Source organism: Agromyces chromiiresistens (assembly GCF_029167465.1).
GTDB classification, from domain to species: Bacteria; Actinomycetota; Actinomycetes; order Actinomycetales; family Microbacteriaceae; genus Agromyces; species Agromyces chromiiresistens.
Genome location: NZ_JARFNL010000001.1, coordinates 128,503 through 154,265 on the forward strand (window position 1 = coordinate 128,503; position 25,763 = coordinate 154,265).

Annotated in this window: 16 protein-coding genes; 8 read left to right on the forward strand and 8 right to left on the reverse strand. The window is 70.3% G+C overall.

What is annotated here, in order from left to right; genetic code table 11:
• Positions 1-132: 132 nt before the first annotated feature.
• Positions 133-1,557: an argininosuccinate synthase gene (argG, locus tag PX701_RS00615; protein ID WP_231429624.1), complete on the reverse strand. Its 1,425-nt coding sequence runs from the start codon at positions 1,555-1,557 to the stop codon at positions 133-135.
• 287 nt (positions 1,558-1,844) lie between these two features.
• Here argG and PX701_RS00620 point away from each other — a divergent pair, with 287 nt between their 5' ends.
• From PX701_RS00620 to PX701_RS00640, 5 genes are all read left to right on the forward strand, one after another.
• A complete protein-coding gene (locus PX701_RS00620) occupies positions 1,845-4,919 on the forward strand; it encodes a DUF1194 domain-containing protein (RefSeq protein ID WP_275505191.1) in 3,075 nt (1,024 codons plus the stop codon).
• Positions 4,916-5,407, forward strand: a complete 492-nt coding sequence (locus PX701_RS00625; RefSeq protein ID WP_231429627.1) for a hypothetical protein — start codon at positions 4,916-4,918, stop codon at positions 5,405-5,407. Before PX701_RS00620 ends, PX701_RS00625 begins: the two co-directional genes overlap by 4 nt.
• A 145-nt stretch (positions 5,408-5,552) precedes the next feature.
• Positions 5,553-6,032, forward strand: coding sequence for a DUF3151 family protein (locus PX701_RS00630; RefSeq protein WP_275505192.1), 480 nt, complete (start codon positions 5,553-5,555; stop codon positions 6,030-6,032).
• Position 6,033: 1 nt separating this feature from the next.
• Entirely contained in the window at positions 6,034-7,320 is a 1,287-nt protein-coding gene (locus tag PX701_RS00635) for an adenylosuccinate synthase (RefSeq protein ID WP_275505193.1), read from the forward strand.
• A gap of 108 nt (positions 7,321-7,428) precedes the next feature.
• Positions 7,429-16,872, forward strand: a complete 9,444-nt coding sequence (locus PX701_RS00640) for a DUF5979 domain-containing protein (RefSeq protein WP_275505194.1) — start codon at positions 7,429-7,431, stop codon at positions 16,870-16,872.
• 15 nt (positions 16,873-16,887) lie between these two features.
• Here the strand turns inward: PX701_RS00640 and PX701_RS00645 are convergent, their stop codons facing one another.
• Both PX701_RS00645 and PX701_RS00650 read right to left on the reverse strand, forming a co-directional pair.
• The gene (locus PX701_RS00645) at positions 16,888-17,694 is read right to left on the reverse strand and encodes a hypothetical protein (protein ID WP_231429631.1); all 807 of its coding nucleotides are present in this window, start codon (positions 17,692-17,694) and stop codon (positions 16,888-16,890) included.
• A gap of 205 nt (positions 17,695-17,899) precedes the next feature.
• Positions 17,900-18,118, reverse strand: a complete 219-nt coding sequence (locus PX701_RS00650; RefSeq protein WP_231429632.1) for an antitoxin — start codon at positions 18,116-18,118, stop codon at positions 17,900-17,902.
• A gap of 128 nt (positions 18,119-18,246) precedes the next feature.
• Between PX701_RS00650 and PX701_RS00655 the strand changes: the two genes are divergently transcribed.
• Positions 18,247-18,888: a GNAT family N-acetyltransferase gene (locus tag PX701_RS00655; protein ID WP_275505195.1), complete on the forward strand. Its 642-nt coding sequence runs from the start codon at positions 18,247-18,249 to the stop codon at positions 18,886-18,888.
• 28 nt (positions 18,889-18,916) lie between these two features.
• On the opposite strand, the gene PX701_RS00660 is transcribed toward PX701_RS00655, so the two are convergent.
• Genes PX701_RS00660 through PX701_RS00680 form a run of 5 tightly spaced genes read right to left on the reverse strand, consistent with a single transcriptional unit; the run spans position 18,917 to position 23,523 of the window.
• Positions 18,917-19,672 carry a sulfite exporter TauE/SafE family protein gene (locus tag PX701_RS00660; protein ID WP_231429634.1) on the reverse strand — a complete coding sequence of 252 codons (756 nt, stop codon included), beginning with the start codon at positions 19,670-19,672 and terminating at the stop codon, positions 18,917-18,919.
• Between the two features lie 20 nt (positions 19,673-19,692).
• Positions 19,693-21,174, reverse strand: a complete 1,482-nt coding sequence (locus PX701_RS00665) for a sodium/solute symporter (RefSeq protein WP_231429635.1) — start codon at positions 21,172-21,174, stop codon at positions 19,693-19,695.
• On the reverse strand, positions 21,171-21,521 hold the full coding sequence (locus PX701_RS00670) for a DUF485 domain-containing protein (RefSeq protein ID WP_231429636.1): 351 nt from the start codon (positions 21,519-21,521) through the stop codon (positions 21,171-21,173). Before PX701_RS00670 ends, PX701_RS00665 begins: the two co-directional genes overlap by 4 nt.
• Positions 21,522-21,580: 59 nt before the next feature.
• A complete protein-coding gene (locus PX701_RS00675) occupies positions 21,581-22,336 on the reverse strand; it encodes a LytR/AlgR family response regulator transcription factor (RefSeq protein ID WP_231429637.1) in 756 nt (251 codons plus the stop codon).
• Positions 22,333-23,523: a sensor histidine kinase gene (locus PX701_RS00680; protein WP_231429638.1), complete on the reverse strand. Its 1,191-nt coding sequence runs from the start codon at positions 23,521-23,523 to the stop codon at positions 22,333-22,335. The genes PX701_RS00675 and PX701_RS00680 overlap by 4 nt, the downstream gene beginning before the upstream one ends.
• Positions 23,524-23,694: 171 nt before the next feature.
• Between PX701_RS00680 and PX701_RS00685 the strand changes: the two genes are divergently transcribed.
• Together PX701_RS00685 and PX701_RS00690 are read left to right on the forward strand one after the other, a co-directional pair.
• On the forward strand, positions 23,695-24,072 hold the full coding sequence (locus PX701_RS00685; RefSeq protein WP_231429639.1) for a DUF485 domain-containing protein: 378 nt from the start codon (positions 23,695-23,697) through the stop codon (positions 24,070-24,072).
• Entirely contained in the window at positions 24,069-25,733 is a 1,665-nt protein-coding gene (locus tag PX701_RS00690) for a solute symporter family protein (protein ID WP_275505196.1), read from the forward strand. The genes PX701_RS00685 and PX701_RS00690 overlap by 4 nt, the downstream gene beginning before the upstream one ends.
• Positions 25,734-25,763: the final 30 nt, after the last annotated feature.

The window sequence follows — 25,763 nt, forward strand, 5'->3', positions numbered from 1 at the left end:
ACTGAACTTGCACACGAGTGTGCAAGTTAGTTCAGGGGCTTCACAGACGAGGCCCGACTCGCGGAACGCACTCGGCGGTGCGCGTCTCGCGAATCGGGCCTCGTCGGAGCGACCGGCTCGAACGGCCGGGCGTCAGTCGGTGCCGAGGTCGAACGCGGCCGCCTCGTTCGCGGCGTCGGTCGCGGCATCCGCGGCGTCGTCGGCCGGGGCGGCGATCTCGGCGGCGCTGCCCTCGGCCAGGTCGCCGACGAGGGCGGCCGTCGTGCCGCCGACGATGCCGAGGTGCGCGTACTGCTCGAGGCGCGAGCGCGAGTCGGCGATGTCGAGGTTGCGCATCGTGAGCTGGCCGATGCGGTCTTCGGGGCCGAAGGCCGCATCGCCCACACGCTCCATCGAGAGCTTCTCGGGCTGGTAGCTGAACGCCGGGCCCTCGGTGTTCAGGATCGTGTAGTCGTCGCCGCGGCGCAGGCGCACCGTGACCTCGCCCGTGACGGCCGAGGCGACCCAGCGCACGATCGACTCGCGCAGCATGAGCGACTGGGGGTCGAGCCAGCGGCCCTCGTACATGAGTCGGCCGAGACGGCGGCCCTCGTTGTGGTAGTTCGCGATCGTGTCCTCGTTGTGGATCGCGTTGAGCAGGCGCTCGTAGACGAGGTGCAGCAGCGCCATGCCCGGCGCCTCGTAGATGCCGCGCGACTTCGCCTCGATGATGCGGTTCTCGATCTGGTCGCTCATGCCGAGCCCGTGGCGGCCGCCGATGCGGTTCGCCTCGAGCACGAGCTCGACGGCGTCGTCGAAACGCACGCCGTTGATCGCGACCGGGCGGCCCTCCTCGAAGCGCACGGTGACGTCTTCGGCGGGGATCTCGACCGACTCGTCCCAGAACTTGACGCCCATGATCGGCTCGACGGTCGTGATGCCGGCGCTGAGCTCTTCGAGCACCTTCGCCTCGTGCGTCGCGCCCCAGATGTTCGCGTCGGTCGAGTAGGCCTTCTCGGCGCTCGCGCGGTACGGGAGGTCGCGCTCCTGCAGCCACTCGCTCATCTCCTGGCGGCCGCCGAGCTCGGTGACGAACGCCGAGTCGAGCCACGGCTTGTAGATGCGCAGGCGCGGGTTGGCCATGAGGCCGTAGCGGTAGAACCGCTCGATGTCGTTGCCCTTGTAGGTCGAGCCGTCGCCCCAGATGTCGACGCCGTCCTCCATCATGGCGCGCACGAGCAGCGTGCCGGTGACCGCGCGACCGAGCGGGGTCGTGTTGAAGTACGTCTTGCCGCCCGAGCGGATGTGGAACGCGCCGCAGGCGAGGGCGACGAGGCCCTCTTCGACGAGTGCGGCGCGGCAGTCGACGAGTCGCGAGAGCTCGGCGCCGTACTCGAGCGCGCGGCCGGGAACGGCCTCGACGTCGGGCTCGTCGGGCTGGCCGAGGTCGGCCGTGTACGTGCACGGCACGGCGCCCTTCTCGCGCATCCACGCGACGGCGACGGAGGTGTCGAGACCTCCGGAGAAGGCGATGCCGACGCGCTCGCCGACGGGCAGGGAGGTGAGGACCTTCGACATGCCCTCCAGCCTACTTGGGCGTCCGGGTGCGTGACATCGGGGCGGATGCCGCGGCCGGTGGCCTTCCGGCGGTCGAGTAGCGACGGCGGAGCCGTTGAACCTCTCGCTCCCCCTACCACTTCTGCGATGGGGTCTGGGCTCGTCGCGTTTTCGTGCCGGCGGGAGAGGACCCCCGAACAGGGGGTGCCTTCGGCCGAGAAGTTGCCACTACGGTCGGCATTGGCGACAAGACCGGTGCTCACGCGACTGTATCGAACCTTTCCGAATTGCCCGAAAGGAAAGTCACAGTGATTCGACACTTTGCAGCCCGTGTAGTCGCAGTTCTCGGCGTCACAGCCCTGCTCCTCACAGCGGCCGGCCAGGTCGCTGTGGCCGACATGCATGTGGAGCCTGACGAGGAGCTGCCAATCGTCGAGCAGACTGACCTGGTCCTGCTGCTCGACGGCTCCGGTTCGATCAGCGCAACCGACTGGGACCTGCAGCTGGACGGGTATGCGGCCGCACTGCAGGATCGGGTGAACGTGCCGCTCGACAATTCGGTGGCGGTATCGGTTGTTCAGTGGTCGTACGTTGGTTCCACCACCCCGAGCACACGCGTCGAGATCCCGCTGACGCCGATTGGCTCGGAGCAGGATGTCAATGATTTGATCGCACAGGTGCGGGCGATCTCACAAATCGGCTCCAACACCAACCCCGGTGACGCGATCCGTACCGGCACGAACCAACTCCTCGCGAATGGTCGGCCTGCGGCAGATTGGACGCTCTGTATGTCGACCGACGGCGCCCGCAACTCGGGTGAGTCGATGTCGTCCGCAACTACGTATGCGAAGAGCGTTGGCGTGGACCGCTACAGCGTTGTCGCTGTCGAGGACGGGAGCTTCACCACTCCGGCGGCCATCGCCGCGTACGGCCCCTATGTGTTCGGTGGGGGAACGGTGACAGTGGCGCGGACAACCACCGAGTTCACCTCGTTGATCTCGGGGTGTCTGACCGATCCACTCCGCGTTGAAGCGATCGAGGTTAACCAGGTCCTCCAAGATTGGGACAACTCGGTGCCGCTCGTGCAGGGGCGTCCGACACTGGTTCGAGCCTTTCTCGAAACCCAAGCGGATGAGGCCGTTCGGACCAACGGCCGGCTGCACGTATATTCCGACGGCGTCGAACTTTCGGGCAGCCCGCTGACGTCGCTCAACCCGAGCACTGGTGTGCTGGTCGACGAGAACGCGGTCGAGGACCGCAGCACTGTGAATGACAGTCTGAATTTCGCCCTTCCCATCAGTTGGACCTTCGAGGAGTCGCTGGAACTCGCGGTTGAATTGCCGGGCGGCGTCACGTGCGACGCGGACCTGACGGGTGTGAACGCGCAATGCTCCGAGACAGTGGGGTTCGTCGGGGGATTTGCAGCAGACCTCGAGTACCGCGCGATTAGCTTCGAGGAGAATGGTGAACTGGTCGAACCGACGATGGGCGACTTGTGGGAACAGCATGAGCGGTTCATTGCATCGTCGCCGAGCGCCGGGTGGAGCGCTGATTTCACCACACTTTCTGTCGATGAACGGCCGACGGACCTTGGTGCTCTGAATGAGAAGTTGCAGGCGGCGAAGGACCTCGCAGACGCGCCGAAGGAGCAGCGCTGGTACGGGGTCATCCGCGGCTCAAGCAGCGGCGCCGATTACGGTGGGCTCTCGACGCGCGGGGTGGCGTCAGGCTTCGATGAATTCCTCGAGGGCGAGTTCGACAGCGGCCATGCGCGCAACCGAGTCGTCCACGAACTCGGTCATTCGTATGGCCTGCACCATAGTGTCAACGCCGCGGAGAACGGCTGGACGAAGATCCTCTGGGTCTTCAACGAAATGAAGAAGGGCTGGTGCACGGAGGTTGCCGACGCCAGTGCCGATGACTACCCCCATTGGACCACGAAGACCAATGGTGACACCGTCGCGGCGCTTGGCCCGATCGGCGATCCGCGGAGTGAGGTCTGGGGTATCGACCCGCGCTACCTCGACTCGGACGATGATCTGTTCCTCTCCGCCCCCCAAACGAACACTTCTCTGATGTCGTATTGCAGGTCGGATGACCAGGGTGGGCAGGCGCGATGGATCGGGAAGCGCGACTACCTGCAGTTGCTCACCGACGACCGTGCACCGATCATCGGTGATCTCGACGCGGGTGCCGGGGAAACCATTCGTGGGGTGATCGCTGCTGATGGGCTGAGCGCCGAACTCGCGCCCGCGCTCAGCGTTGACTTCGCCCCCACCGCGGACGATCCGACGGGCACACACGCGGTGGTGCTCCGCGACGACTCCGGGGCAGAGTTGTGGCGGACCAGGTTCACGCCGATTAGCAACCATGGTGATTCGGGGATTGGTGGTGACGTCGCGGCTGCGCCGTCGACCTTCAATGTCGTGGTTCCGCAGGGCCTGATGAGTGCGACGCTCGTTGAGGTCGTTTCCGCGAACGCGACCTTGGCCAGCGGCACCGTCTCATCCAACTCGCCACAGGTAATGGTTTCGCCGCCAACCGGTGGAACGTCAGATCGCGTCACGTTCACTTGGACATCATCGGACGCCGACAGCGACGCACTCCGTCACACCGTCCTCTACAGCACGGATGACGGCGCAACGTGGAACCCGATCGGCATTGACCTTCCGGGAGCCTCGATGTCGGTCGCACGATGGTCGCTGCCGGGAAGCAGCACCGCTCGGATCCGCGTGATCGCCAGCGACGGCCTGCGAAGCGCCGTTGCAACATCCTCGACGTTCACCCTCCCGAACCTCGTGCCGATACTGAATATCGACAGTCCGACGAACGGGTTCGTCGCCACCGGCGCACAGAGCATTCCGCTCACCGCGACTGCGACCGATGCCGAAGACGGTCCGCTGGACGGCACCATCATGTGGAATTCGGATCTCGATGGGCAACTCGGAACTGGCTCTGACCTGGTGCAACGTGCTGACCTGCTCAGCGAAGGTACCCACCAGATCACCGCGACCGCGACCGACACCACCGGTGCTACCGCGACCGCGAGCGTAACGATCACGATCCAACGGGTCGCGGCGCCGGAGCCCCCCGGATCCGACTACGTGTTCGCTGGGTTCGAGCCGCCGGTCGCCCCCGGAGGGAGCGTCAATGCCGGGCGCACGATTCCGATCAAGTGGACGATTACCGGCGCTGACGTGAGCGGCTCGACGGTCCTTTCCGGCGCGTTCACTGCTTCCGGCGCGACGTATGACATGGTGCGCTCCGGGGGAACCTGGCACGTCAACGCGGCAACACCGAAATCTTGGGCCGGCACCACCAAGACATTCCGAGTCGTCCTCGACGACTTCTCAATATACGAGTTCAACGTGATCCTCCGATGACGTCCGCCGGAGGCCGCGCAGCCTTCTCGATCGTGATGCTGGCGCTTGCCATCGGGCTGCTCACGGCGTGCGGACCCACGCCAGCCGGCACGGGTGGTCTGGTCGGCCGGATGTATGGTCTCGACGATGTGGGAGTCGGGGGTAAGTACGCCGTCGGTGGTGGCGGGCTGGCGGTCCTCCCCATCGAGGTGATGGATGGGTCATTTTGGGAACTCACGGGCGAGGAACCGATCTCGGACTCCCAGCAATGGGTCTCCGTCGTGGGGACGCTGAGCGAGTCGGACGTTTCAGAACTCGGTGGCACGGTGTCCCCCATTGAAGAAGACGGCGACTTCCGGATCACCGCGCCACCGGGCGAGTATGCCGTCTGTTATTGGATGCAGCGGATCGGTGGCGGCGTGTCCGGCTGCTCTGAACTTGAACTGCCCCGCGAGGGTGAACTCGCCGCCACGTATGGCGAGGGCGGCTTCCGCATTGCAGTGAAGTAGGTATTGCGTGGCTCGTGTCGAAGCCTCGCGACGGGGTCTCGATACGCTTCGCTACTCGACCACCGGCTGAGGGTCTCGATACGGCGCTTCGCGCCTACTCGACCGGCTTCGAATGGTCGAAATGGGCCCCGCGATAAGGTGGAGTGTGACTCCCAAGAAAACAGCACCCGGGCCTGCCGCGGCGCTCGCCGATGAGCCCGAGGTCCGCCAAGCGCTGGCGGAGGCCGATCGCGCCGCCGTGGCCGGCGTCGTCTCGGAGCATCCCGCATCGCCCCTCGCCTGGGCCGAGCTCGCCGATCTCGCCGACTCCGAGGGTCGCCCGCTCGAGGCCTACGCCTTAGCCGCGGCATCCGCCGAGCTCGCCCGCGCGCAGCTCGCGACCGCCGGCTGGCAGCCCGGCACCGCCGTGCCGTGGGCCGACGAGCCGAACCGCGCGTACCTGCGCGCCCTCGACACGCAGCGCCGCGCCGCCGAGGCGCTCGGTCTCGCCGACCAGGCCGCCCGGCTCGCCGACGAGCTGCGCAGCGCCGACGCCGAGGCGCCCGCTCGCATCGCGAGCGAGTTCACGCCGACCCAGCTCATCACGATCGTTCCGGCCGAGCAGCCGGCAGAAGGGGAGCGCTGACATGCCCGCAGCCGTACTCATCGGTGCACAGTGGGGCGACGAGGGCAAGGGCAAGGCGACCGACCTGCTCGGCTCGCGCCTCGACTACGTCGTCAAGTTCAACGGCGGCAACAACGCGGGTCACACCGTGGTCGTCGGCGAAGAGAAGTACGCGCTGCACCTGCTGCCGTCCGGCATCCTGACGCCGGGCGTCACGCCGGTCATCGGCAATGGCGTCGTGGTCGACGTCGAGGTGCTGTTCGAAGAGCTCGAGGGCCTCGAGGCTCGCGGGGTGGATGTCTCGAAGCTGCGCATCTCGGCCAACGCGCACCTCATCACCCAGTACCACCGCGTGCTCGACAAGGTCACCGAGCGCTTCCTCGGCAAGCGGCAGATCGGCACCACGGGTCGCGGCATCGGCCCGAGCTACGCCGACAAGATCAACCGCGTCGGCATCCGCATGCAGGACCTCTTCGACGAGAACATCCTGCGTCAGAAGGTCGAGGGCGCGCTCGACCAGAAGAACCACCTGCTCCTGAAGGTGTACAACCGCCGCGCGATCGGCGTCGACGAGATCGTCGACGAGCTGCTCTCGTACGTCGAGCGGCTGCGCCCCATGGTCACCGACACCTCGCTGCTGCTGCACCGTGCGCTCGAGGCGGGCGAGACCGTGCTCTTCGAGGGCGGCCAGGCCACGATGCTCGACGTCGACCACGGCACCTACCCGTTCGTGACGTCGTCGAACGCGACGTCGGGCGGCGCGATCACAGGCTCGGGCATCGCCCCGAATCGCATCGACCGGGTCATCGCGGTCATCAAGGCGTACACGACGCGCGTCGGCGCGGGGCCGTTCCCGACCGAGCTGTTCGACGAGTGGGGCGACTTCCTCACCGAGCAGGGCCACGAGTTCGGCACGACCACCGGTCGCAAGCGCCGCACCGGCTGGTACGACGCGCCCATCGCCCGCTACGCCTCGCGCATCAACGGCGTCACCGACTTCGTGCTCACGAAGCTCGACGTGCTCACCGGCATCGAGAAGATCCCCGTCTGCGTCGCGTACGACGTCGACGGCGAGCGCTTCGACGAGGTGCCCGTGTCGCAGAGCGATTTCCACCACGCGAAGCCGATCTACGAGGAGTTCCCCGGCTGGACCGAGGACATCTCGGGCGCGCGCGAGTTCGACGACCTGCCGGCGAACGCGAAGGCGTATGTCCGCGAGCTCGAGGCGATGAGCGGATCGCGCATCTCGGCCATCGGCGTCGGCCCGGGGCGCGACGAGATCGTGCAGCTGCACGACCTGCTCGGCTGATCGCCCCGGGGTTCCCCGGGACTTCTCCCGCCGATAGGGTCGGATTCGGGTGCACGCGCTCTACCGTGCGCCCGAAGCGGTCCCGACGGCCGCGGGCAGGGGGAGTAGATGTCGATCGTCCGTCGTACGCTCGCGGGGGTCGCCGCGATACTCATGGCGGTTGGGCTCGCGGCACCGGCGGCCGCGCCGGCGTTCGCGGCACCCGACGATGCCGAGTTCATCGTCACGAAGTCGATCAACCCGAACAACTCGCCCTACGCGCCGGGTGACCAGTTCAGCTACACGATCGAGCTGACCTGCAACAGCAACCTCGTCGACACGTGCGTCAACGCCGAACTGAACGACACGCTGCCCGCCCCGCTCGTCTTCGACCCGTCGATCGAGCCGCCCGTCGAGGTCTTCGGCGGCGGCAGCTCGACGGTCGCCGTCGACGGCTCCGACTTCACCGTCGACTTCACGACCGACGGATCGGCGGGTACCGGCCAGCCCGCCGGGTCGAAGGCGACGGTCACGGTCTTCGTGCAGATCCCCGCCGACATCAGCGCCGACTACAACGACGCCGAGATCGTCAACACCGCGACGGCGACCGCCGACAACGCGCTCACCGTCGAGGACGGCGAGGCCATCACCATCGAGGTGCCCGAGGTGCTCGATTCGACCGTCACGAAATCGGTCGACGATCACCAGCCCGACGGCACCCCCGGCGTGCCCGCGCTGCCCGGCCAGCCGGTCGACTACACGATCGGCGGCGGCAACGCCTCGAACCGGTCGGTCGACGAGATCGTCGTGCAGGACCCGGCCGACGGCGTCGCGAGCCCGTTCGACGGCTACTTCGACTTCACCGGCATCGCCTCGATCACCCCGCCCGCCGGCGCCGACCAGGTCGAGATCGAATGGCTCGACGCCGACGGCAACTGGACGTCGGCGTACGGGCCGGGGCCGATCCCGGCCGATCCCTCCGGCATCCCGGTGGGGGTGCCGCAGGAAGACGTGAAGGGACTCCGCTTCACGTTCAGCTCGTCGACGGGCGACCAACTGCCGCCGTCGGGCGACGAGCCCGCCGAGATCGGCATCGGCGCCGTGACGAACGACGCCGTGCTCGACATCCCGATCGACCAGTCGGTCGACGTGCCGAACACGGCGTCGTCGAACGTCGTGGTGCACGACACCGCGAGCCCGCCGAAGACGGCGCCCGGCGATGTCGTCATCTCGAACACCGGCCCGTTCGTCGAGGTCACGAAGAACTTCGCCAATCCGAACCTGCTCGCCGGGCAGCAGACCACCGCGACGATCGAGGCGACCAACGGCTTCCGGCCGGTGACCGAGATGGTCATCCAGGAGCCCACGCCGGGGCAGCCCGATCTCGCCGACCAGGGGCTCACGTTCGCCGGCTTCACGAGCGGTGTCGTGTGGCCGCCGAACGCGACCGGTGCGACGGTGACGTACGTGTACGCCGACGGGCAGACCGAGACGCTCACGGCCGACACCGCGAACACGCTGCCCGACCCCGAGCTCGAAGGCGCGAGCGAGGTGGTCGGCTTCACCGTCACCTTCACGGGACCGATCATCCAGAACGGCACGGCGACCGTGCCGTTCGACGTCGTCGCGCAGCCCGTCGACGGCGAGGACGTCACGACCACCAACGAGACGACCTCGATCGTCACCGACCAGACGGGCAAGAGCGGCGACGACTCGGCGAGCGATGACGTCACCCGGCAGCCGGGGCGGGTCTCGACGACGATCGACAAGAACATCGCCCGCGACTCGCAGTGGGCCGTGCCGGGCTCGACGACCGACGTCAGCTTCATCGCGCACGTGAACGACCAGGGCGCGAACGCATCGACGGTCGGCTCCGACGTGCTCGTGGTGAGCGACCCGGCCGACCCGCAGGCGGGCGTCGTCGATCCGTTCTGGAACACGTTCGACCTCACCCAGATCGTGGCCGGGGTGCCGGCGAACGCGGACCTCCAGGTGAACTACTGGAACGGCAGCGAATGGCTGCCGCTGCCCGGCGGCCAGCTCGACGGCGAGGGGACGCTCGTGCTCGCGGTGCCGGGCGGAACCGCCCCGGTCACGCAGGACCAGATCCAGGGCATCCAGTTCGTCTACACGCCGAAAGAGGGCGAGCTGCTGCCGCCCGGCTTCGAGGTGGCGCCCTCGATCACGGTGGAGACGCGCGACCAGTTCCGCGACGGTTCCGGCTCGGTCGCGGATGCCGCGGCGGAGGCCGACCCGCTGACGGTGCCGAACCTGGCCGGCTCCGAGGTGCACAACGACAACGACGTCACGCCCGACGACAACACCGCGACCGACGGCGACGCGATCGACCTCAACCCGATCGACGGCGGCGAAGGCCCCGATCTCTTCGAGAAGCACTGGATCGTCGACCCGGCCGATCCGCTCTTCGCGTTCAGCGGCGACCGGCGCACCGCCCGCATCTCGTGGTCGACCGAGGGCCTGCCGTTCGACACCGTCGCGATCACCGACGACCCGACCGCCGGGCCCGGCTACGACGATGCGGCGATCGCGAGCTCGGCCTTCGATGCATGGAACCTGGTCGAGATCGCACCGATCGACGCGAGCCTCGACCCCTCGATGCAGTACGACCGGGTGTCGAAGGTCGAGCTGTTCGAGTTCGACGACGCCGCCGGCACCGGCGAGTGGGTCGACATCACGAGCAAGGCGTGCGCGACGGCGGCCGACTGCGACGGTGCGTTCCCCGGCTACACGCTCGACGACGGTGAGGTCGCCTCGACGAGGGCCGTGCGCCTCACCTACGCCGAGGGCTCGGCCCGCGGCGGCGCCGGGCAGCCCACCTCGGGCTCGGGCGTCGCAACTTCCTACGACCACGATCGCGACCTCGACCTCGTCTTCGAGCTGCGCGACTTCAAGCGCAGCGACGGCGGCCCGGTGACGGGCACCCTCCACGCCGAGGACTTCAACTCCGGTCAGCCCGGAGTGGTCGACAACACGGCCGAGATCGAAGGGGAGGGGCCGCAGCCGATCACCCAGACGGACTCCGACCTCATCACGATCCTCGACTCCACGGTGAACGTGTCGGTCACGAAGCAGTTCGACCAGGACAACCTGCCCATCCCGCCGGTCACGACGCCCGCCGACACCTACCCGCTCGTGAACGCGACGATCACCGCGCGGAACGAGACCGAAGCCGAGGTGCAGACCCTCACCATCACCGACCCGGCCCCCGGGGGCGCGACGAACGCGTACGAGTTCCTGAACCTCTTCGCGATCGACACGATCTCGGTGCCCGAGGCTGCGACCGAATCGACGGTGACCCTCACCCGGGAAGGGGGAGCCACCACCGACTACACGATCGCCGACGCCCTCGCCCTTGCGCCGGCCGACCTCGCCGACGTGATCGGCTTCTCGGTCGTGCACACCGACGCCGACGACGTCGCGATCGAGTCCAAGGCGACCGCGTCGGTCGTGCTCACCTTCCAGCTGCGCAAGACGGAGCGCAGCAATCCGGCGAACCCGGTGACGACGGCCGACATCGCGACGAACGTCGCGGGCGCCGAGGTGCAGCGGCCGGGCGACGACGCCGACATCGACACCGCTGCCGGCACGGCCACCGACACGCTGCCGTTCGCCGCCGCGAGCTACGGCGTGGTGGCGACGAAGGACATCGTGACGCCGTCGACCTCGGCCGACCCGAACGACCGGGCCGAGAACGAGCCGCGCGAGGGCTACACGATCACGCTCACGGGCCAGCCGACCGGCAACGTGCGCACGACCGTGCTCACGATCACCGACGACGACCCGACGTTCTGGAACCAGTTCGAGTTCGCGTCGTTCCCGCAGGCGACCCTTCCGAGTCCGGTCCGCCAGGTCCGGGTCTCCGCGCTCACCGGCGTCGACTACGCCTTCGACACGGGCACGAACGTGCTGAGCCAGGCCTGCGAGGGTTCGACCGAACTGACAGCCTGCTGGACCGTCGGCGAGTGGCAGACGGCCGACTCGGGCGGCAGCGTCCTGCCCGTGCTGCCCAGCGGGGTCGCCGAGGGCGAGGTGCTCGGCCTGCGCTTCGAGTTCCGCGTCGACGACGCGGCCTCGAACTGGGAGGACCCGATCAACCCGATCGTGCCGATCGCGTTCACGGCGAACCAGCTCGTCGATCTGCGGTACGGGCCCGGCGGCGAGACCGATGTGCCCGTCCCGACGACCCAACCGGGTATCGACGTGCCGGTCGCCCCGGGCGAGACCGCGCCAGGCACCACGACCGACACGGTCGATGTGCACGGCGAAGGATCGTGGACGACCGACGGCGGCACGCAGTGGTCGGCCGACGCCGACGCGACCGACGAGACCGTGCTGAAGCACCTCGCGAACGGCATCGGTGTCGTCAAGACGCCGGGCAACGGAAGCGACGGTTCCGCCTCGCAGCAGTTCCCGCCATCGGGCACGATCCCGTACAAGATGACGGTCACGAACACCGGGCAGTGGCCGATCACGGGGCTCGAGCTCACCGACCAGGTCGCGACCGACGCTGGCGGCTCGCTGCTCGTGCCGAGCCCGACCGTCACCCCGACGTTCGGGTTCACGCTGACCGCCGCCGACGGCACGGTTCTCGACGCATCCGGGTTCGCCGGCGACCTCGACACCACGACCGGACTCGTCACGATCACGGTGCCCGACGGGTTCGTCTTCAACCCGGGCGACCGGCTCCTGATCTCCGCTGCGCTGCAGTTCCGCCCTGGTCTCCCCCCGGGCACGCCCGTCGGGAACACCGTCACCGCGACGAGCGACCGCATCTTCGACACGTGCGACTCGACGAGCCTCGGCACGATCACGAATCCGCAGGCGACCGAGGTCGAGAGCTGCGCGTCGAACACCACCGTGAACCCGACCGCGGCCGCGCCGATCACGCTCCTCAAGTCGGTGAAGGGCACCGCCGCGGGCGTGCCGGGGGCCGCTTCCGGCGATGCGAACTACGACGACCTCGGGGTGCTCAACAACACCGGCCCGGCCGAGGGCTGCGCCGAGCCCAACTCCACGGTGGCCGGCTACTACCGCAACAACTGCGTGCCGATCACCCGCCCCGGCGGTGTCGCGACGTGGTTGCTCACCTTCCGCAACCTCGGCAACATCGCCGCCGAGTCGGTCGCGGGCATCGATGTGCTGCCGGCGCCGGGCGACACGGGCGTCACGGTCGGAACGGCCCGCGGGTCGCAGTGGTCGCCGATCTTCCTCGGCAACGTGCAGATCCCGCCGGCCGGTCCCACGGCAGGCGCGGTGCTGACCACGTACTACCTGACGACGGTGCCGAACCGCGCCTGCAATGCCAAGGACATCGAGTGGAGCGCTCGCGCCGGCGCCATGCCGACGAGCGACCCGTGCTACCCCGATGTCAGCACCCGCGACTGGATCGCGTTCGACAGCGCGACGCCGGCGGCCGAGCTGGCCCAGGCGAAGGCGATGAAGGCGGTCGTGACCTGGCCCGAAGGCGAAGGGCTCGCCCCGGGCGCCACCGGCCAGCTCGCCTTCGACACCCGGACGCCGTACTCCACCCCGGCCGCGGTCGACAGCGGCCTGCCGATCGCCTGGAACGCGGTCGCGGCGGGCTCGCGCGCCGACTTCAACGGGGCGGAGATCTACCAGGGTCCGGTCGAGCCGGTGCGTTCGGGCATCGCGGTGCCGACGGGCGAGATCGCGCTCGAGAAGGCGGTCGACGTGCCGGCGGACTGGCCGGACACCGCTCCGCTGCCCGACTCGTACGACTTCACGGTGCAGTGCACCTCGGGCGGCGAGACGGTGAACCTCGTCGGCGCCGACGGGCAGCCGGTGCCCCCGGCGACCGTGCCGGCCGACGGCACCGTCGTCGACTACGGCACGGGCACGAACCTGCCCCTCTACTCCGAGTGCAGCGTGCAGGAGGTGCCTTCGCAGGGTTCGACCGTGACGTACGACCCCGCCGATGCGGGCGACCCGACGCGGTCGGGCGCCGTCGAGGCGAAGCGGGACCTCAGCGGGCTCGAGAACGTGCACCACGGGGCCCCCGCCGACGGCGACCTCGCGCAGGTGACGGTCACGAACACCTACCAGCTGGGCGGGTTCTCGGTCGAGAAGGCGGTGGTCGACGGCGGTGCCGTCGACCAGGACGGCAACCCGATCGCGTACGACCCCGAGTTCGCATTCACCGCGAGCTGCACCTTCCTCGGCGAGGAGGTCGTGCCCGAGGCCGACCGCACGTTCACGCTGCACGAGGGGGAGGCGAAGGAGTTCGCCGCCCTCCCGGTCGGTGCCGACTGCACCGTCGTCGAGACCGACGCGGGCGGCTCGACCGGCACGACGATCGTCGTGACCGAGTACGGCGAGGAGACGCAGAGCGTCGACGGGTACCTGGTCGACTTCGCGATCCAGCCCGACGGCGACAACATGCACGCGACGCTCGTCGCAGTGACGAACACCTACACGGTGGGCTCGATCGCGATCACGAAGGACGTCACCGGCGCGGGCGCTGAGGCCTGGGCCGCCGACGTGTTCGAGGTGCGGCTCGTCTGCACCTGGGACGAGGCGACCGCGAACCCGGTCTACGACGACACCCGCACGATCGCCGACGGCGAGACCTGGACGGTCGGAAACCTGCCGACGGGCGCCGAGTGCACCGTGACCGAGCCCGACGCCGGCGGCGCGACCGAGGTGACGATCACTCCGTCCCAACCGGTCGTGATCGGTGTCGCCGGCGACGAGGGCGACCCCGTCGAGGTCACGGTCGCGAACGACTACCGCGTGGGCGGCTTCGACGTCGAGAAGACGGTGTCGGGCCCGGGTGCTGGCTTCAGCGAGGGCGTCGACTTCGCGTTCGGCTACGTGTGCACGTACGACGGAGAGACGGTCGGCGAGGGCACGCTCGCGGTCACGGGCGACGGAACGGCCGGGCCCCTCACGAGCGACACCGTCACCGGACTGCCCGTCGGCACCGAGTGCGTCGTCACCGAGACCGACGGCGGCGGCGCCGACGCGCTGCCCGAACCGGTGGCGGTGACGATCCCCGACGAGGCCGACGGGGTGGCGCAGGTCGCGACCGCTGAACTCGACAACCACTTCTCGGCGGGCACGGTCTCGGTGACGAAGGAGCTCGCCGGCGAGGCATCCGACGACCCCGACTTCGTCGACGCGACCTACACGGTGCATGTCACCTGCGCGCTCACCGACGGCGGCGACCCGCTCTTCGACGGCGACGTCGAGGTGACGGGAAGCGGCGAGACCGTCACGGTCACCGACGCGGCGACGGGCGACCCGCTGCTGCTGCCGGTCGGCACGCACTGCTGGGGCGAGGAGACCGACGACGGCGGAGCGACCGACTCGAGCGTCGACTTCGACTCGTTCGACGACGCGGTCATCGTCGTCGCCGAGGAGGGCGACGAGGTGCAGGAGCTCGCGATCACCGCGACGAACACCTTCGACCTCGCCGACCTCGTGATCGAGAAGGAGCTCGACGGCGACGCGGCCTCGTACGCCGAGGGCAAGACGTTCGAGATCCTCGTGACCTGCACGCTCGACCGGGGGCCCGCGAACGACCCGATCGTGACCTACGATCAGGAGCCGGTCGAGCTGCAGGGCGGTGAGCAGGCGACGCTCGGCGACATCCCGATCGGGTCGGACTGCTTCGCCGAAGAGCCCGACGGGCAGGGCGCCTGGGCCATCGAGATCAGCGCGACCGCCGACGACCCCGTTGTCGTCGACGGCGGTGAGACGCCCATCACGATCACGGTGACGAACGTCTTCCCCGACGCCGGATTCACGGTCACGAAGACCGTCGAGACCGCCGCCGTCGACCAGAACGGCGACCCGATCACGACCGACCTGCTGTTCCGCTTCTCCGCCGTCTGCACCTTCGACGGCGAGACCGTGCTCGACGAGGAGTTCCTGCTGCGCACGGGCGAGGAGAAGACCTTCAGCGGCCTGCCCGCCGGCTCCGAGTGCACCGTCGAGGAGACCGCGTCGCGCGGCGCCGACACGACGATCGTGGTGACCCAGAACGGCGTCGATGACGACCTCGGGGCGGTGACGAGCGCCGACTTCACGCTGCAGCCCGACGTCGACGACGAACTCGTGACGGTCGTCGCCGTGACGAACCGCTACCCGGTCGGCTCGGTCGAGGTCGTGAAGACGGTGACCGGCTCCGGGGCCGACGCATGGGGTGGTACCTTCGGCGACTTCGACGTGCGCATGATCTGCACCCACCCGCAAGCGGTGCCCGACGTCGTCTACGACGCCACGCACACCCTCACGAAGGACGCCCCGGGCGACGTCTGGCTCGTCGAGAACCTCGTGACGGGCGCCGAGTGCTCCGTCGCCGAGGTCGACGACGGCGGCGCGACCGAGTCGACGGTGACCCCCGACACCTTCATCGTCGGCGACGACGCGGACGAGCAGGGGCCGATCGAGGTCGACATCGTGAACGACTTCCGAACGGGCGCGCTGAACGTGCTCAAGCACGTCGCGGGCCCAGGCGCCCCGGCGTTCTCAGAGGGCGAGTACAGGTTCCAGGTGGTCTGCACCTACGAGGAGCAGACGGTCGTCGACCAGGAGCTCGTCGTCGAGAGCGACGGCGGCGAGGGCCCGTTCACGAGCGACACGATCGCCGGCATCCCCGTCGGCGCCGAGTGCGTGGTGACCGAGACCGACGCAGGAGCCGCCGACGAACCGGCCGCGCCCGTGACCGTCACGATCGCCGACCAGGCGGAGGAGGGCGTCGAGACCGTCGTCACCGCCGGGTTCGTGAACGAGTTCTCGCAGGGAACGGTCGAACTTGCGAAGGAGGTCGACGGCGAGGCCGCCGAGGCCGAGTGGGTGGCCGACACGGTCTTCACCGTGCAGGTGACCTGCCAGGTCGAGGTGGCCGGCCAGCTCGTGACGCTCTACGACGCGCCGGTCGAGCTCACCGCCGGTGAGACGGTCGAGATCGTCGACGCCGAGGGCGCCCCGGTGCAACTGCCGCTCGACACGCACTGCTTCGGTGTCGAGACCGATTCGGGCGGCGCGACCGCGTCGAGCGTCGACTTCGACTCGTACGACAACGCGGCGATCGTCGTCGAGCAGGGCACCGCCCAGCGCCTCACGATCACGGCGACCAACACCTTCGAGACCGGCACGCTCGCGCTCGAGAAGACGGTGTCGGGCACGACCGGGCAGGCCGACGGCAAGACGTTCGAGATCGCCGTCATGTGCGTGTTCGACCGCGGCGACGGCGACCCCGACTACGTCGCGCTCGACGAGGCGGTGTCGATCACGGCCGGCGAGACGAAGACCTTCGACGACCTGCCGGTCGGTGCCGACTGCTGGGCCGAGGAGACCGACGCGGGAGGGGCCGTCGAGGTGACGGTGAGCGCCACCGAGGCGAACCCCGTCGTCGTCGGCTCCGACGAGGCGGTGACGATCACGGTCGACAACCGGTTCGACGCACCGATCCCGTCGACCGGTGTCGACGGGATCGAGGCGCGGCTGACGCTCGCGCTGCTGCTCGTCGGGGGCGGGCTGGCGGCGATCGCCTTCGTCGTGATCCGTCGTCGCAGGCGCCGGGCGTGACGGGCCGGCCGACCCTTACTCGGGTGAACCGAGCGGCCCGGTGCCCGTGCCGTCGGGCACCGTGCGCACGTCGAGCAGTTCCTCCCGGCCGCTGCCGCCCGAGACCGCGACCGTCAGCACGGGCCCGACCCCGCGGGCGTAGAACTTCAGCTCCTCGACATCGGGCTCGAGCGGCGTCGTGTCGCGCGTGAGCAATGCGCCGTCGTAGGCGCCGTACGGCACCTCGACGAGCTCGTCGACGCCGAGCACCGCGCCAGCGTCCTCCGCCTCGCCCTCGAGGTACTCCTGCCGGTAGGCCATGCCGGGCCGCGGCCGGGCGGGGAGTGCGATGCCCGGCTGCGCCCCGTCGACGCCCGCCTCGAAGCTGCCCTCGGTCGAGACCATCTCGCCGTGCTCGAACTCGGCGGTCTGCTCGCCGAGGTACCAGATGTTCCCCGCCCTGTCCTGCGCGTACCAGTCGAAGGTGTCCTCGACGAGCTCGCCGCCCCGACTCACGGTGTCGCGCACGACCCGCGCCTCGACGCCGTTCGCGACGACCTTCGTCTCGGAGGTCACGGTCACCCGGACGGTGAGATCGCCGTCGGGGTCGCTCTCCCGGTACACCCACTGCGTGCCGGGCTTCATCGGCCAGTAGGGGTTGTCGATGTCGGTCGTGAACTCGTCAGGATCGAGGTCGACCGGTTCGTCGCCGACGGGCAGCGACCGGTGGTGATGCAGGGGCATCGACGGCGGCAGGGCGATCGGCGGAGCGACGCAGCCGGACATGAGCAGCGCGCTCGCCGCGACGACGGCGAGTGCAAGCGCCTTGCCGAGCGCGCCCATCGGTTGCCTCGATTCCCGCGTTCCCGAGTGTGGCTTCCTCCAGCATCCGCCGGTCGGTCGGGCCTCGCGACCGCGCAGCGCCATTCGTCCCGCGTCGGGCGCGGAAGGGGGCGGATGCCTCCCCGCGCCCTCCGGCGTTCGGGCGAGGCATCCGCCCCCTCGTGGTCACCGCGCCGTGCCGGGCGCGCCGTTCCGGCTGAGCCGGTTACTCGTTGCCGACGGCGCCGTCGGCGGCGTCGCGGGCACCCTCGATGTGCTCGTCGAACTTGCCGCCCGTGACCTTCTTCGCGAAGTCGGCCACGCCGTCGAGCACCGAGTCGCTGATGCCCTCGGCCTGCTCGCTCTTCAGCGCGTCGTCGATCTTGTCCTTGTTCTTCTCGTAGAACTCGCCGGCCTGCTTGGCCGCGTCGTCGATGGCCCCCATGGGTGCGCCTTTCGTTCGGTGATCGGACCCGGTCATCGTCGCACGCCCTCGGGTCCGCTGGGAAGACCCCGTCGCAGCCGCCTCGCCGGGCGGCACGCCGGTCGACTCGGCGTGGCAGACTCGATCGGGTGACCGCCGCCCCGCCCGCCGCGACCGTGCCCGCCCCGACCGAACTGCGAGGGCGCTTCGTGCGCCTCACTCCGCTGACCGAGACCGACCTGCCCGACCTCGTCGAGCCGCTCGCGCGGCCCGAGGTCTTCGCCGGCGGCTACGGCGGCGGACCGGCGGGTCTGCCCGACGGCCGCGACGCGTTCGTCGACTGGGTGCGCCGCTACTACCTCGGCGGCGGTGACGGCGGGGGCGACGCACGGCCGTTCGTGGTGCGCATCCAAGGCGGCATCGACGACGGCACGGTCGTCGGCGCCACGAAGCTCGCCGACTTCGACGTCGTGAACGAGTCGACGCACATCGGCTGGACGGCGTACCACCCGCGGGTGTGGGGCAGCGCGGTGAACCCCGAGGCGAAGCTGCTGCTGCTCGACCACGCGTTCTCGCACGGATTCGGGCGGGTGAAGATCCAGGCCGACTCGGCGAACGGGCGCTCGCGCGCGGCCATCGAGAAGCTCGGCGCCAAGCTCGACGGCGTCATGCGCCGCGACAAGCGCCGGGCCGACGGCACGTGGCGCTCGAGCGCCGTCTACTCGGTCGTCATCGACGAATGGCCCGAGGTGCGCGCCGGGCTCGAGGCCCGGCTCGCGACCTTCGGGTGACCGCCCGTCCGGGCGGGCACCTGGCGCGTCACCCCAGCAGCTCGAGCACGCCGTCGACGAGCGCCGCGGCGCCCCCGACGTAGGCGATCACGACGACCGCGAGCCGTGCCGCCCGGTGGCTGACCCTGGGCGCGAGCCATTCGCCGATGAGCAGCCCGACGAGGAGCGCGCCGATCACGAAGGGCCACGCCGCGGGGTCGAGCGACGGCCAGCTCCACCCGGTCGCGACGAACTTGCCGAGGAGCGCCGCCGAGCCGATCACGATGAAGTACGCCTGCGCGGTCGCGGCGAACCCCGCCTGCGGCCAGCGCGTCGCGACGGCGTACACGCTGAGCGCGGGGCCGCCCACGCCGGCCGAGGCGTTCATGAAGCCCGAGGCGGCGCCCGCGATGATCGCTGGCGCGGGGCCGGTGGCCGCATCGTCGGACGGCGCGGCCGCCGTGCGGGTCACGACGAGCGTGACGGTGAGCGCGACGACGACGAGCAGCCCGACGCCGACCTGCAGCACGGGGCCGGGCACGTTCGCGGCGACGATCGCGCCGGCGACCGTGCCGAGGATCGCGGGCGGCAGCAGCCATGCCAGGCGCCGCCCTTCGACCAGGCGCCACACCCGGGGAAGGATGAGCAGCGACGACAGCACCGCGCAGAGGTTCACGACGACGACGCCGTCGAACGGCCCGAGCAGCACGACGAGCGCGGGCGCGGCGATGAGCGCGAACCCCATGCCGGTGATGCGCTGCGACGCCGCGCCGACGAGCACGGAGAGGGCGACGGGCAGGAGCACCGGGCAAGTCTAGGCGGGCGTCAGCGGCGCTCGGGCACGTGCAGCCGGGTCAGGTACCCGTCGACCCCGCGGGGGATGCCTCGGCGATCGGCGCGGGAGACGAACACCGTCACGACGACCGCGAGGGGCACCGTCCATGCGGCGGGCTGTTCGAGGAACGGGCGCAGCGCGGGCACGGCGGCGCCGAGCGGCGCCCCGGCGAGGATGGCCGCAGCAGACAGCACGGCGCCCGTGAGCATGCCCGCGATGGCGCCGCGCGCGGTGAGCCCGCGCCACCAGATGCCGAGGATGAGCATCGGGCAGAGCGTCGACGCGGTGAACGCGAACACGAGCCCGACGCTGCCCGCGAGTCCCGTCGACTCGGTCACGAGAGCGACCGCGAGCGGCACCGCCGTCGAGACGATCGCGGCGATGCGGAAGCCGCGCACCCGGCCGCCGAGCAGGTCCTGGCTGATGACGCCCGCGAGCGAGACCACGAGTCCCGACGACGTCGAGAGGAACGCGCCGAACGCCCCCGCGATGACGAGCGCGGTGAGCAGGTCGCCGAGCGGCCCGGGCACGAGCCGGTCGGGCAGCAGCAGGATGAGCGCGTCGGCGCTGCCCGGTGCGGCGAGGTCGGGCGCGAACACCCGCCCGAGCAGCCCGAACGCCGTCGGGAAGAGGTAGAACACGCTGAGCAGCACGAGCACGATGACGGTCGTGCGACGGGCGGCGACGCCGTCGGGGTTCGTGTAGAACCGCACGAGCACGTGCGGCAGGCCGAGGGTGCCGAACAGCAGCGCGACCATGAGCGACACGGTGCGGTAGACGTCGAGGTCGGCTGGCCCGGCCGCGGTCGGGAACGCCACAGCCGGTGCGAGCGCCGCATCGAGCGCGGGCGCGGCGGCGGTTCCGCCGCCGACCGCGAGCAGCAGCACGACGACCGGCAGCGCGAGCGCCGTGAGCTTGAGCCAGAACTGGAACGCCTGCACGAAGGTGATGGCGCGCATGCCGCCCGCCGCGACCACGACGGCGACGATCACCGCGACGGCGACCGAGCCCGCCCAGGCGGGCAGGCCGGTCGTGATGCGCACGGTCAGGGCGGCGCCCTGCAGCTGCGGCACGATGTAGAACCAGCCGACGACGATCACGAGCAGGCTCGTCACCCGGCGCGCCCAGCGCGACTCGAGCCGCGCCTCGGTGAAGTCGGGGATCGTGTAGGCGCCGCTGCGCCGAAGCGGCGCCGCGACGAAGAGCAGCAGCATGAGGTACCCCGCGGTGTAGCCGATCGGGAACCACAGCGCCGACGCCCCCGTGAGCAGGATGAGCCCCGCGATGCCGAGGAACGAGGCCGCCGACAGGTACTCGCCGCCGATGGCCGACGCGTTCCACCACGGCCGCACCGTGCGGCTCGCGACGTAGAAGTCGCTCGTCGTGCGCGACACCCGGAGCCCGTAGAAGCCGATGAGCGCCGAGACGAGCGCGACCGCGGCGATCGAGACGTAGCCGATCGCGGGGTTCACGAGTCGTCCTCCGCGAGCGCCCGGTACCGTGCCTCGTTGCGTGCGGCCGCTCGCACGTAGAGCACCCCGACGGTGATCACGAGCGGGTAGAGGCCGAATCCGAGCAGCAGCCATGAGACGGGCACGCCGACGACGAACGTGCGGTCGAGGTCGGGCACGAGGGCGATCGCGACGACGAACAGCCCGGTCGCGATGACGAAGCCCGCTGCGACGACGAGCGCGAGGCGCAGCTGCGAGCGGATGAGCGACCGCACGTACACGCCCTGCACGTCGCTCGTGCCCGGGCGCGCGCCGCGGCCGGCCGGCTGCGCCGCGGGACCCCCGGTGTGCGGCGCGGTGACGCGCACCCGCGCGCGCCCCGCAGGTCGGGGAGGGAGCGGTGCGGCCGTCTCCGAGCCCTCGTCGCTCACGGCCGCGCTCGCAGGGTCGCCTGCTCGAGCCGGTCGCGCAGGCCGGGCAGCAGCCGGCGGCTCACCGGCAGTTCGGCCTGGCCGACCACGACGCTCGGATGGTCGGCGCCGAGCCGCACCCGGCTCACGTGCGCGAGTGCGACGAGGTACGAGCGGTGCACCCGCACGAAGCCCGCGTCGGCCCACTGCCGTTCGAGATCGGCCATCGGCACCCGCACGAGGTAGCTCGCCTCCTCGGTGTGCAGCCGGGCGTAGTCGCCCTGCGCCTGCACGTAGCGCACGTCGTCGCGGCGGATCATGCGCGTCGTGCCGCCGAGCGTCACGGCGATCATCTCGGGCGGGGCGGATGCCTCGGGCGCGGGCCGGCCCGCGGTGCGGGCGCCGGCGGCGGTGATGGCCTCGACCACGCGCCCGACCGACCGGTGCAGCCGCTCGGTGCGCACGGGCTTCAGCAGGTAGTCGACGGCCTCGAGGTCGAACGCCTCGAGCGCGCCCTCCTCGTCGGCCGTGACGAAGACGAGCACCGGGCGCTGCTCGAACCGGGCGAGCGCCCGGGCCAGGTCGAACCCCGTGAGCCCGGGCATGTGGATGTCGAGGAACGCGGCGTCGACCGGCTCGCGCGCGAGCAGCCGGATCGCCTCGGACCCCGAGGAGGCCTGGTGGATCGTGCCGATCCGCGGGTCCTGGCGCAGCAGGAAGGCGAGCTCGTCGATCGCGGGCTGCTCGTCGTCGGCGATGAGCACGGAGATCATGGTGCGATCCTCCCATCACGGCGCGGGCCGGCCTTCGGCACCCGCATGCGCACGAGGGTTCCGGCGCCGAGGTTCGTCTCGACGACGAGCCCGTGCTCGTCGCCGTAGACCTGCCGCAACCGGGCGTCGACGTTGCGCAGACCCACGTGCTCGCCGTCGGCCGGTCCGCCCGCGAGCACCGCCGCGAGCTGCGCGGGGTCGATGCCGACGCCGTCGTCCTCGACGGTGATCTCGGCGTAGGCGCCCGAGTCGGAGGCCTCGATCGTGATGCGCCCGCCGCCCTCCTTCGATTCGAGCCCGTGCCGCACGGCGTTCTCGACGAGCGGCTGGATCGAGAGGAACGGCACCACCGTCGAGAGCACCTCGGGTGCGATCTGCAGCGTGACCTTGAGCCGATCGCCGAACCGCGCGCGTTCGAGCTTGAGGTAGCCGTCGATCGAGCGCAGCTCCTCGGCGACGGTCGTGAAGTCGCCGTGGCGGCGGAACGAGTACCGGGTGAAGTCGGCGAACTCGAGCACGAGGTCGCGCGCCTTCTGCGGGTCGGTGTTGATGAACGAGGCGATGGCGTTGAGCGAGTTGTAGATGAAGTGCGGGCTGATCTGGGCTCGGAGCGCCTTCACCTCGGCCTCCGCGAGGGCCGCGCGCGAGGCATCCAGCTCGCCCAGCTCGACCTGTGCGGCGACCCAGTCGGCGACCTCGCCGGTGGCGCGCACGAGCCCCGCCCGCACGGGCGAGGCGAATGCGACGATCGCGCCGACCGTGCCGGCGCCGCCGACCACGGGCGCCGCGACCGCGTCGGTCTCCCAGGCGCCCACCGGGATGCGCCGCTGCACTGCCGGGCGGCCGCTCGCGAGCGCCTCGGCGACGAGCCGCTCGGCGGCGGGGCGCACGGCGTCGTCGCCGTCGATCGCGATCGCGCCGGTGCGGTCGGCGAGGGCGAGGCTGTCGCAGCCGAGGAGGGCGCGCAGGTGCCTCCCCGCGCGCTGGGCGTCGGGCCCCTCGAGCCCGCCGCGCAGGTGCTCGGCCGCCCGCGAGGCGAGGTGCAGGGTCTGGTATGTGGCCTGCTCGGCGTCGGTGCCGAGCTCCTTCGAGGCGAGCACGATGCGCCGCAGGAAGATCACGAGCCCGACCGCGAGCGCGCCCGCGGCGACGCCGACGGCGGCGGCGAGCAGCATCGACTCGGGCATGCGGCCAGCGTAATCGCCTCGTCGTGCGCTCGTCGTCGCGGCCGGCGCCGTTCGTCGCACCGTCGGCGCCGTTCGTCGACGACGAACGGCGGGCGCCCCACGCGGCACCGACGCCGCGCGAGACTCGGCCACGGCAACACCTGAGAACACCACCCCGATGAAGGAGACGCCATGGGCAACGACGCCCTGAGCGCGGAGCAGGAGACGGCCCCTCCCGTCGACTACCCCGCAGTCCAACGATCCCCCGAGTTCCAAGAGCTGCGCTCCACGCACCGGAAGTTCGTCTTCCCGGTGCTCGGCGCCTGCCTCGTCTGGTACTTCGGCTACGTGCTGCTCGCGAGCTACGCGCACGACTTCATGTCGACGCCCGTGTTCGGGCACGTGAACGTCGCGATGCTGCTCGGCCTCGCGCAGGTCGTCACGACCTTCGCGGTCACGACCTGGTACGTCAGCTACGCCAACCGCAAGCTCGACCCGCGCGCCGAGAAGCTGCGCGACGAGATCGAGCACGCGGACTTCGCCCCGGCCACCGAGGAGACGGCACGATGAGCTTCACCGCACTGACCGCATCCGCCGCGGCATCCGCCTCGACCGGCGTCGCCGCCGAGGCCGCACCCGCCGCCTCGCCGGGCGAGCCCTGGCTCAACATCGCGATCTTCGGCGCCTTCGTCGCGATCACGATGATCATCGTGTTCCGCGCGAGCCGGAACAACAAGACCGCCGCCGACTACTACGCCGCCGGCCGCTCGTTCACGGGCGGGCAGAACGGCTCGGCGATCGCGGGCGACTACCTGTCGGCGGCGTCGTTCCTCGGCATCGTCGGCGCGATCGCGATGACCGGGTACGACGGGTTCCTCTACTCGATCGGCTTCCTCGTGGCGTGGCTCGTCGCGCTGCTGCTCGTCGCCGAGCTGCTGCGCAACACCGGCAAGTTCACGATGGCCGACGTGCTCTCGTTCCGGCTCAGGCAGAAGCCCGTGCGCATCGCCGCGGCGACGACGACCCTCGTGGTCTGCTTCTTCTACCTGCTCGCGCAGATGGCCGGCGCCGGCGGGCTCGTCTCGCTGCTGCTCGGCGTCGGCGACCAGCTGGGCCAGGCCGTCGTCATCACCGTCGTGGGCGCGCTCATGATCCTCTACGTGCTCATCGGCGGCATGAAGGGCACCACCTGGGTGCAGATCATCAAGGCGGTGCTGCTCATCGCGGGCGCCGGCGTCATGACCGTGTGGGTGCTCGCGCTCAACGGCTTCGACTTCTCGGCGCTGCTCGAGAACGCGGTCGAGGTGGCCGAGAACCCGGCGATCCTCGACCCGGGCCTCAAGTACGGCGTCTCGGATGTCTCGAAGATCGACTTCCTCTCGCTCGGTCTCGCCCTCGTGCTCGGCACCGCGGCCCTGCCGCACGTGCTCATGCGCTTCTACACGGTGCCCACCGCGAAGGAGGCCCGCAAGTCGGTCGTCTGGGCGATCTGGCTCATCGGCATCTTCTACGTGTTCACGCTCGTGCTCGGCTACGGCGCCGCCGCCCTCGTCGGCCCGGCCGTCATCGCCGGTGCCCCCGGCGGCCCGAACTCGGCGGCCCCGCTGCTCGCGTTCGAGCTCGGCGGGCCGCTGCTGCTCGGCCTCATCTCGGCGATCGCGTTCGCGACGATCCTCGCGGTCGTCGCGGGCCTCACGATCACGGCGGCCGCCTCGTTCGCGCACGACATCTACGCGTCGGTCGTGAAGAAGGGCAAGCCCGAGCCGGGTGCCGAGGTGAAGGTAGCGCGCCGCACGGTCGTCATCATCGGCATCGTCGCGATCATCGGCGGCATCGGGGCGAACGGGCAGAACGTCGCGTTCCTCGTGGCGCTCGCGTTCGCGGTCGCGGCGTCGGCGAACCTGCCGACGATCGTCTACTCGCTCTACTGGAAGCGCTTCACCACGAAGGGCGCCCTGTGGAGCATGTACGGCGGCCTCGCGTCGGCGATCATCCTCATCATCTTCTCGCCGGTCGTCTCGGGCTCCGAGACCTCGATGCTGAAGACCGAGGCGATCGACTTCGCGATCTTCCCGCTGTCGAACCCCGGCATCGTCTCGATCCCGCTCGCGTTCTTCCTCGGCTGGCTCGGCGCCGTGCTCGACAAGGGCACCGAGGACCCGCTCAAGCAGAGCGAGATGGAGGTGCGCTCGCTCACGGGCGTCGGCGCCGAGAAGGCGACGCAGCACTAGAGACCCCGGCGGCGGGTGGGGGCCCGCCGC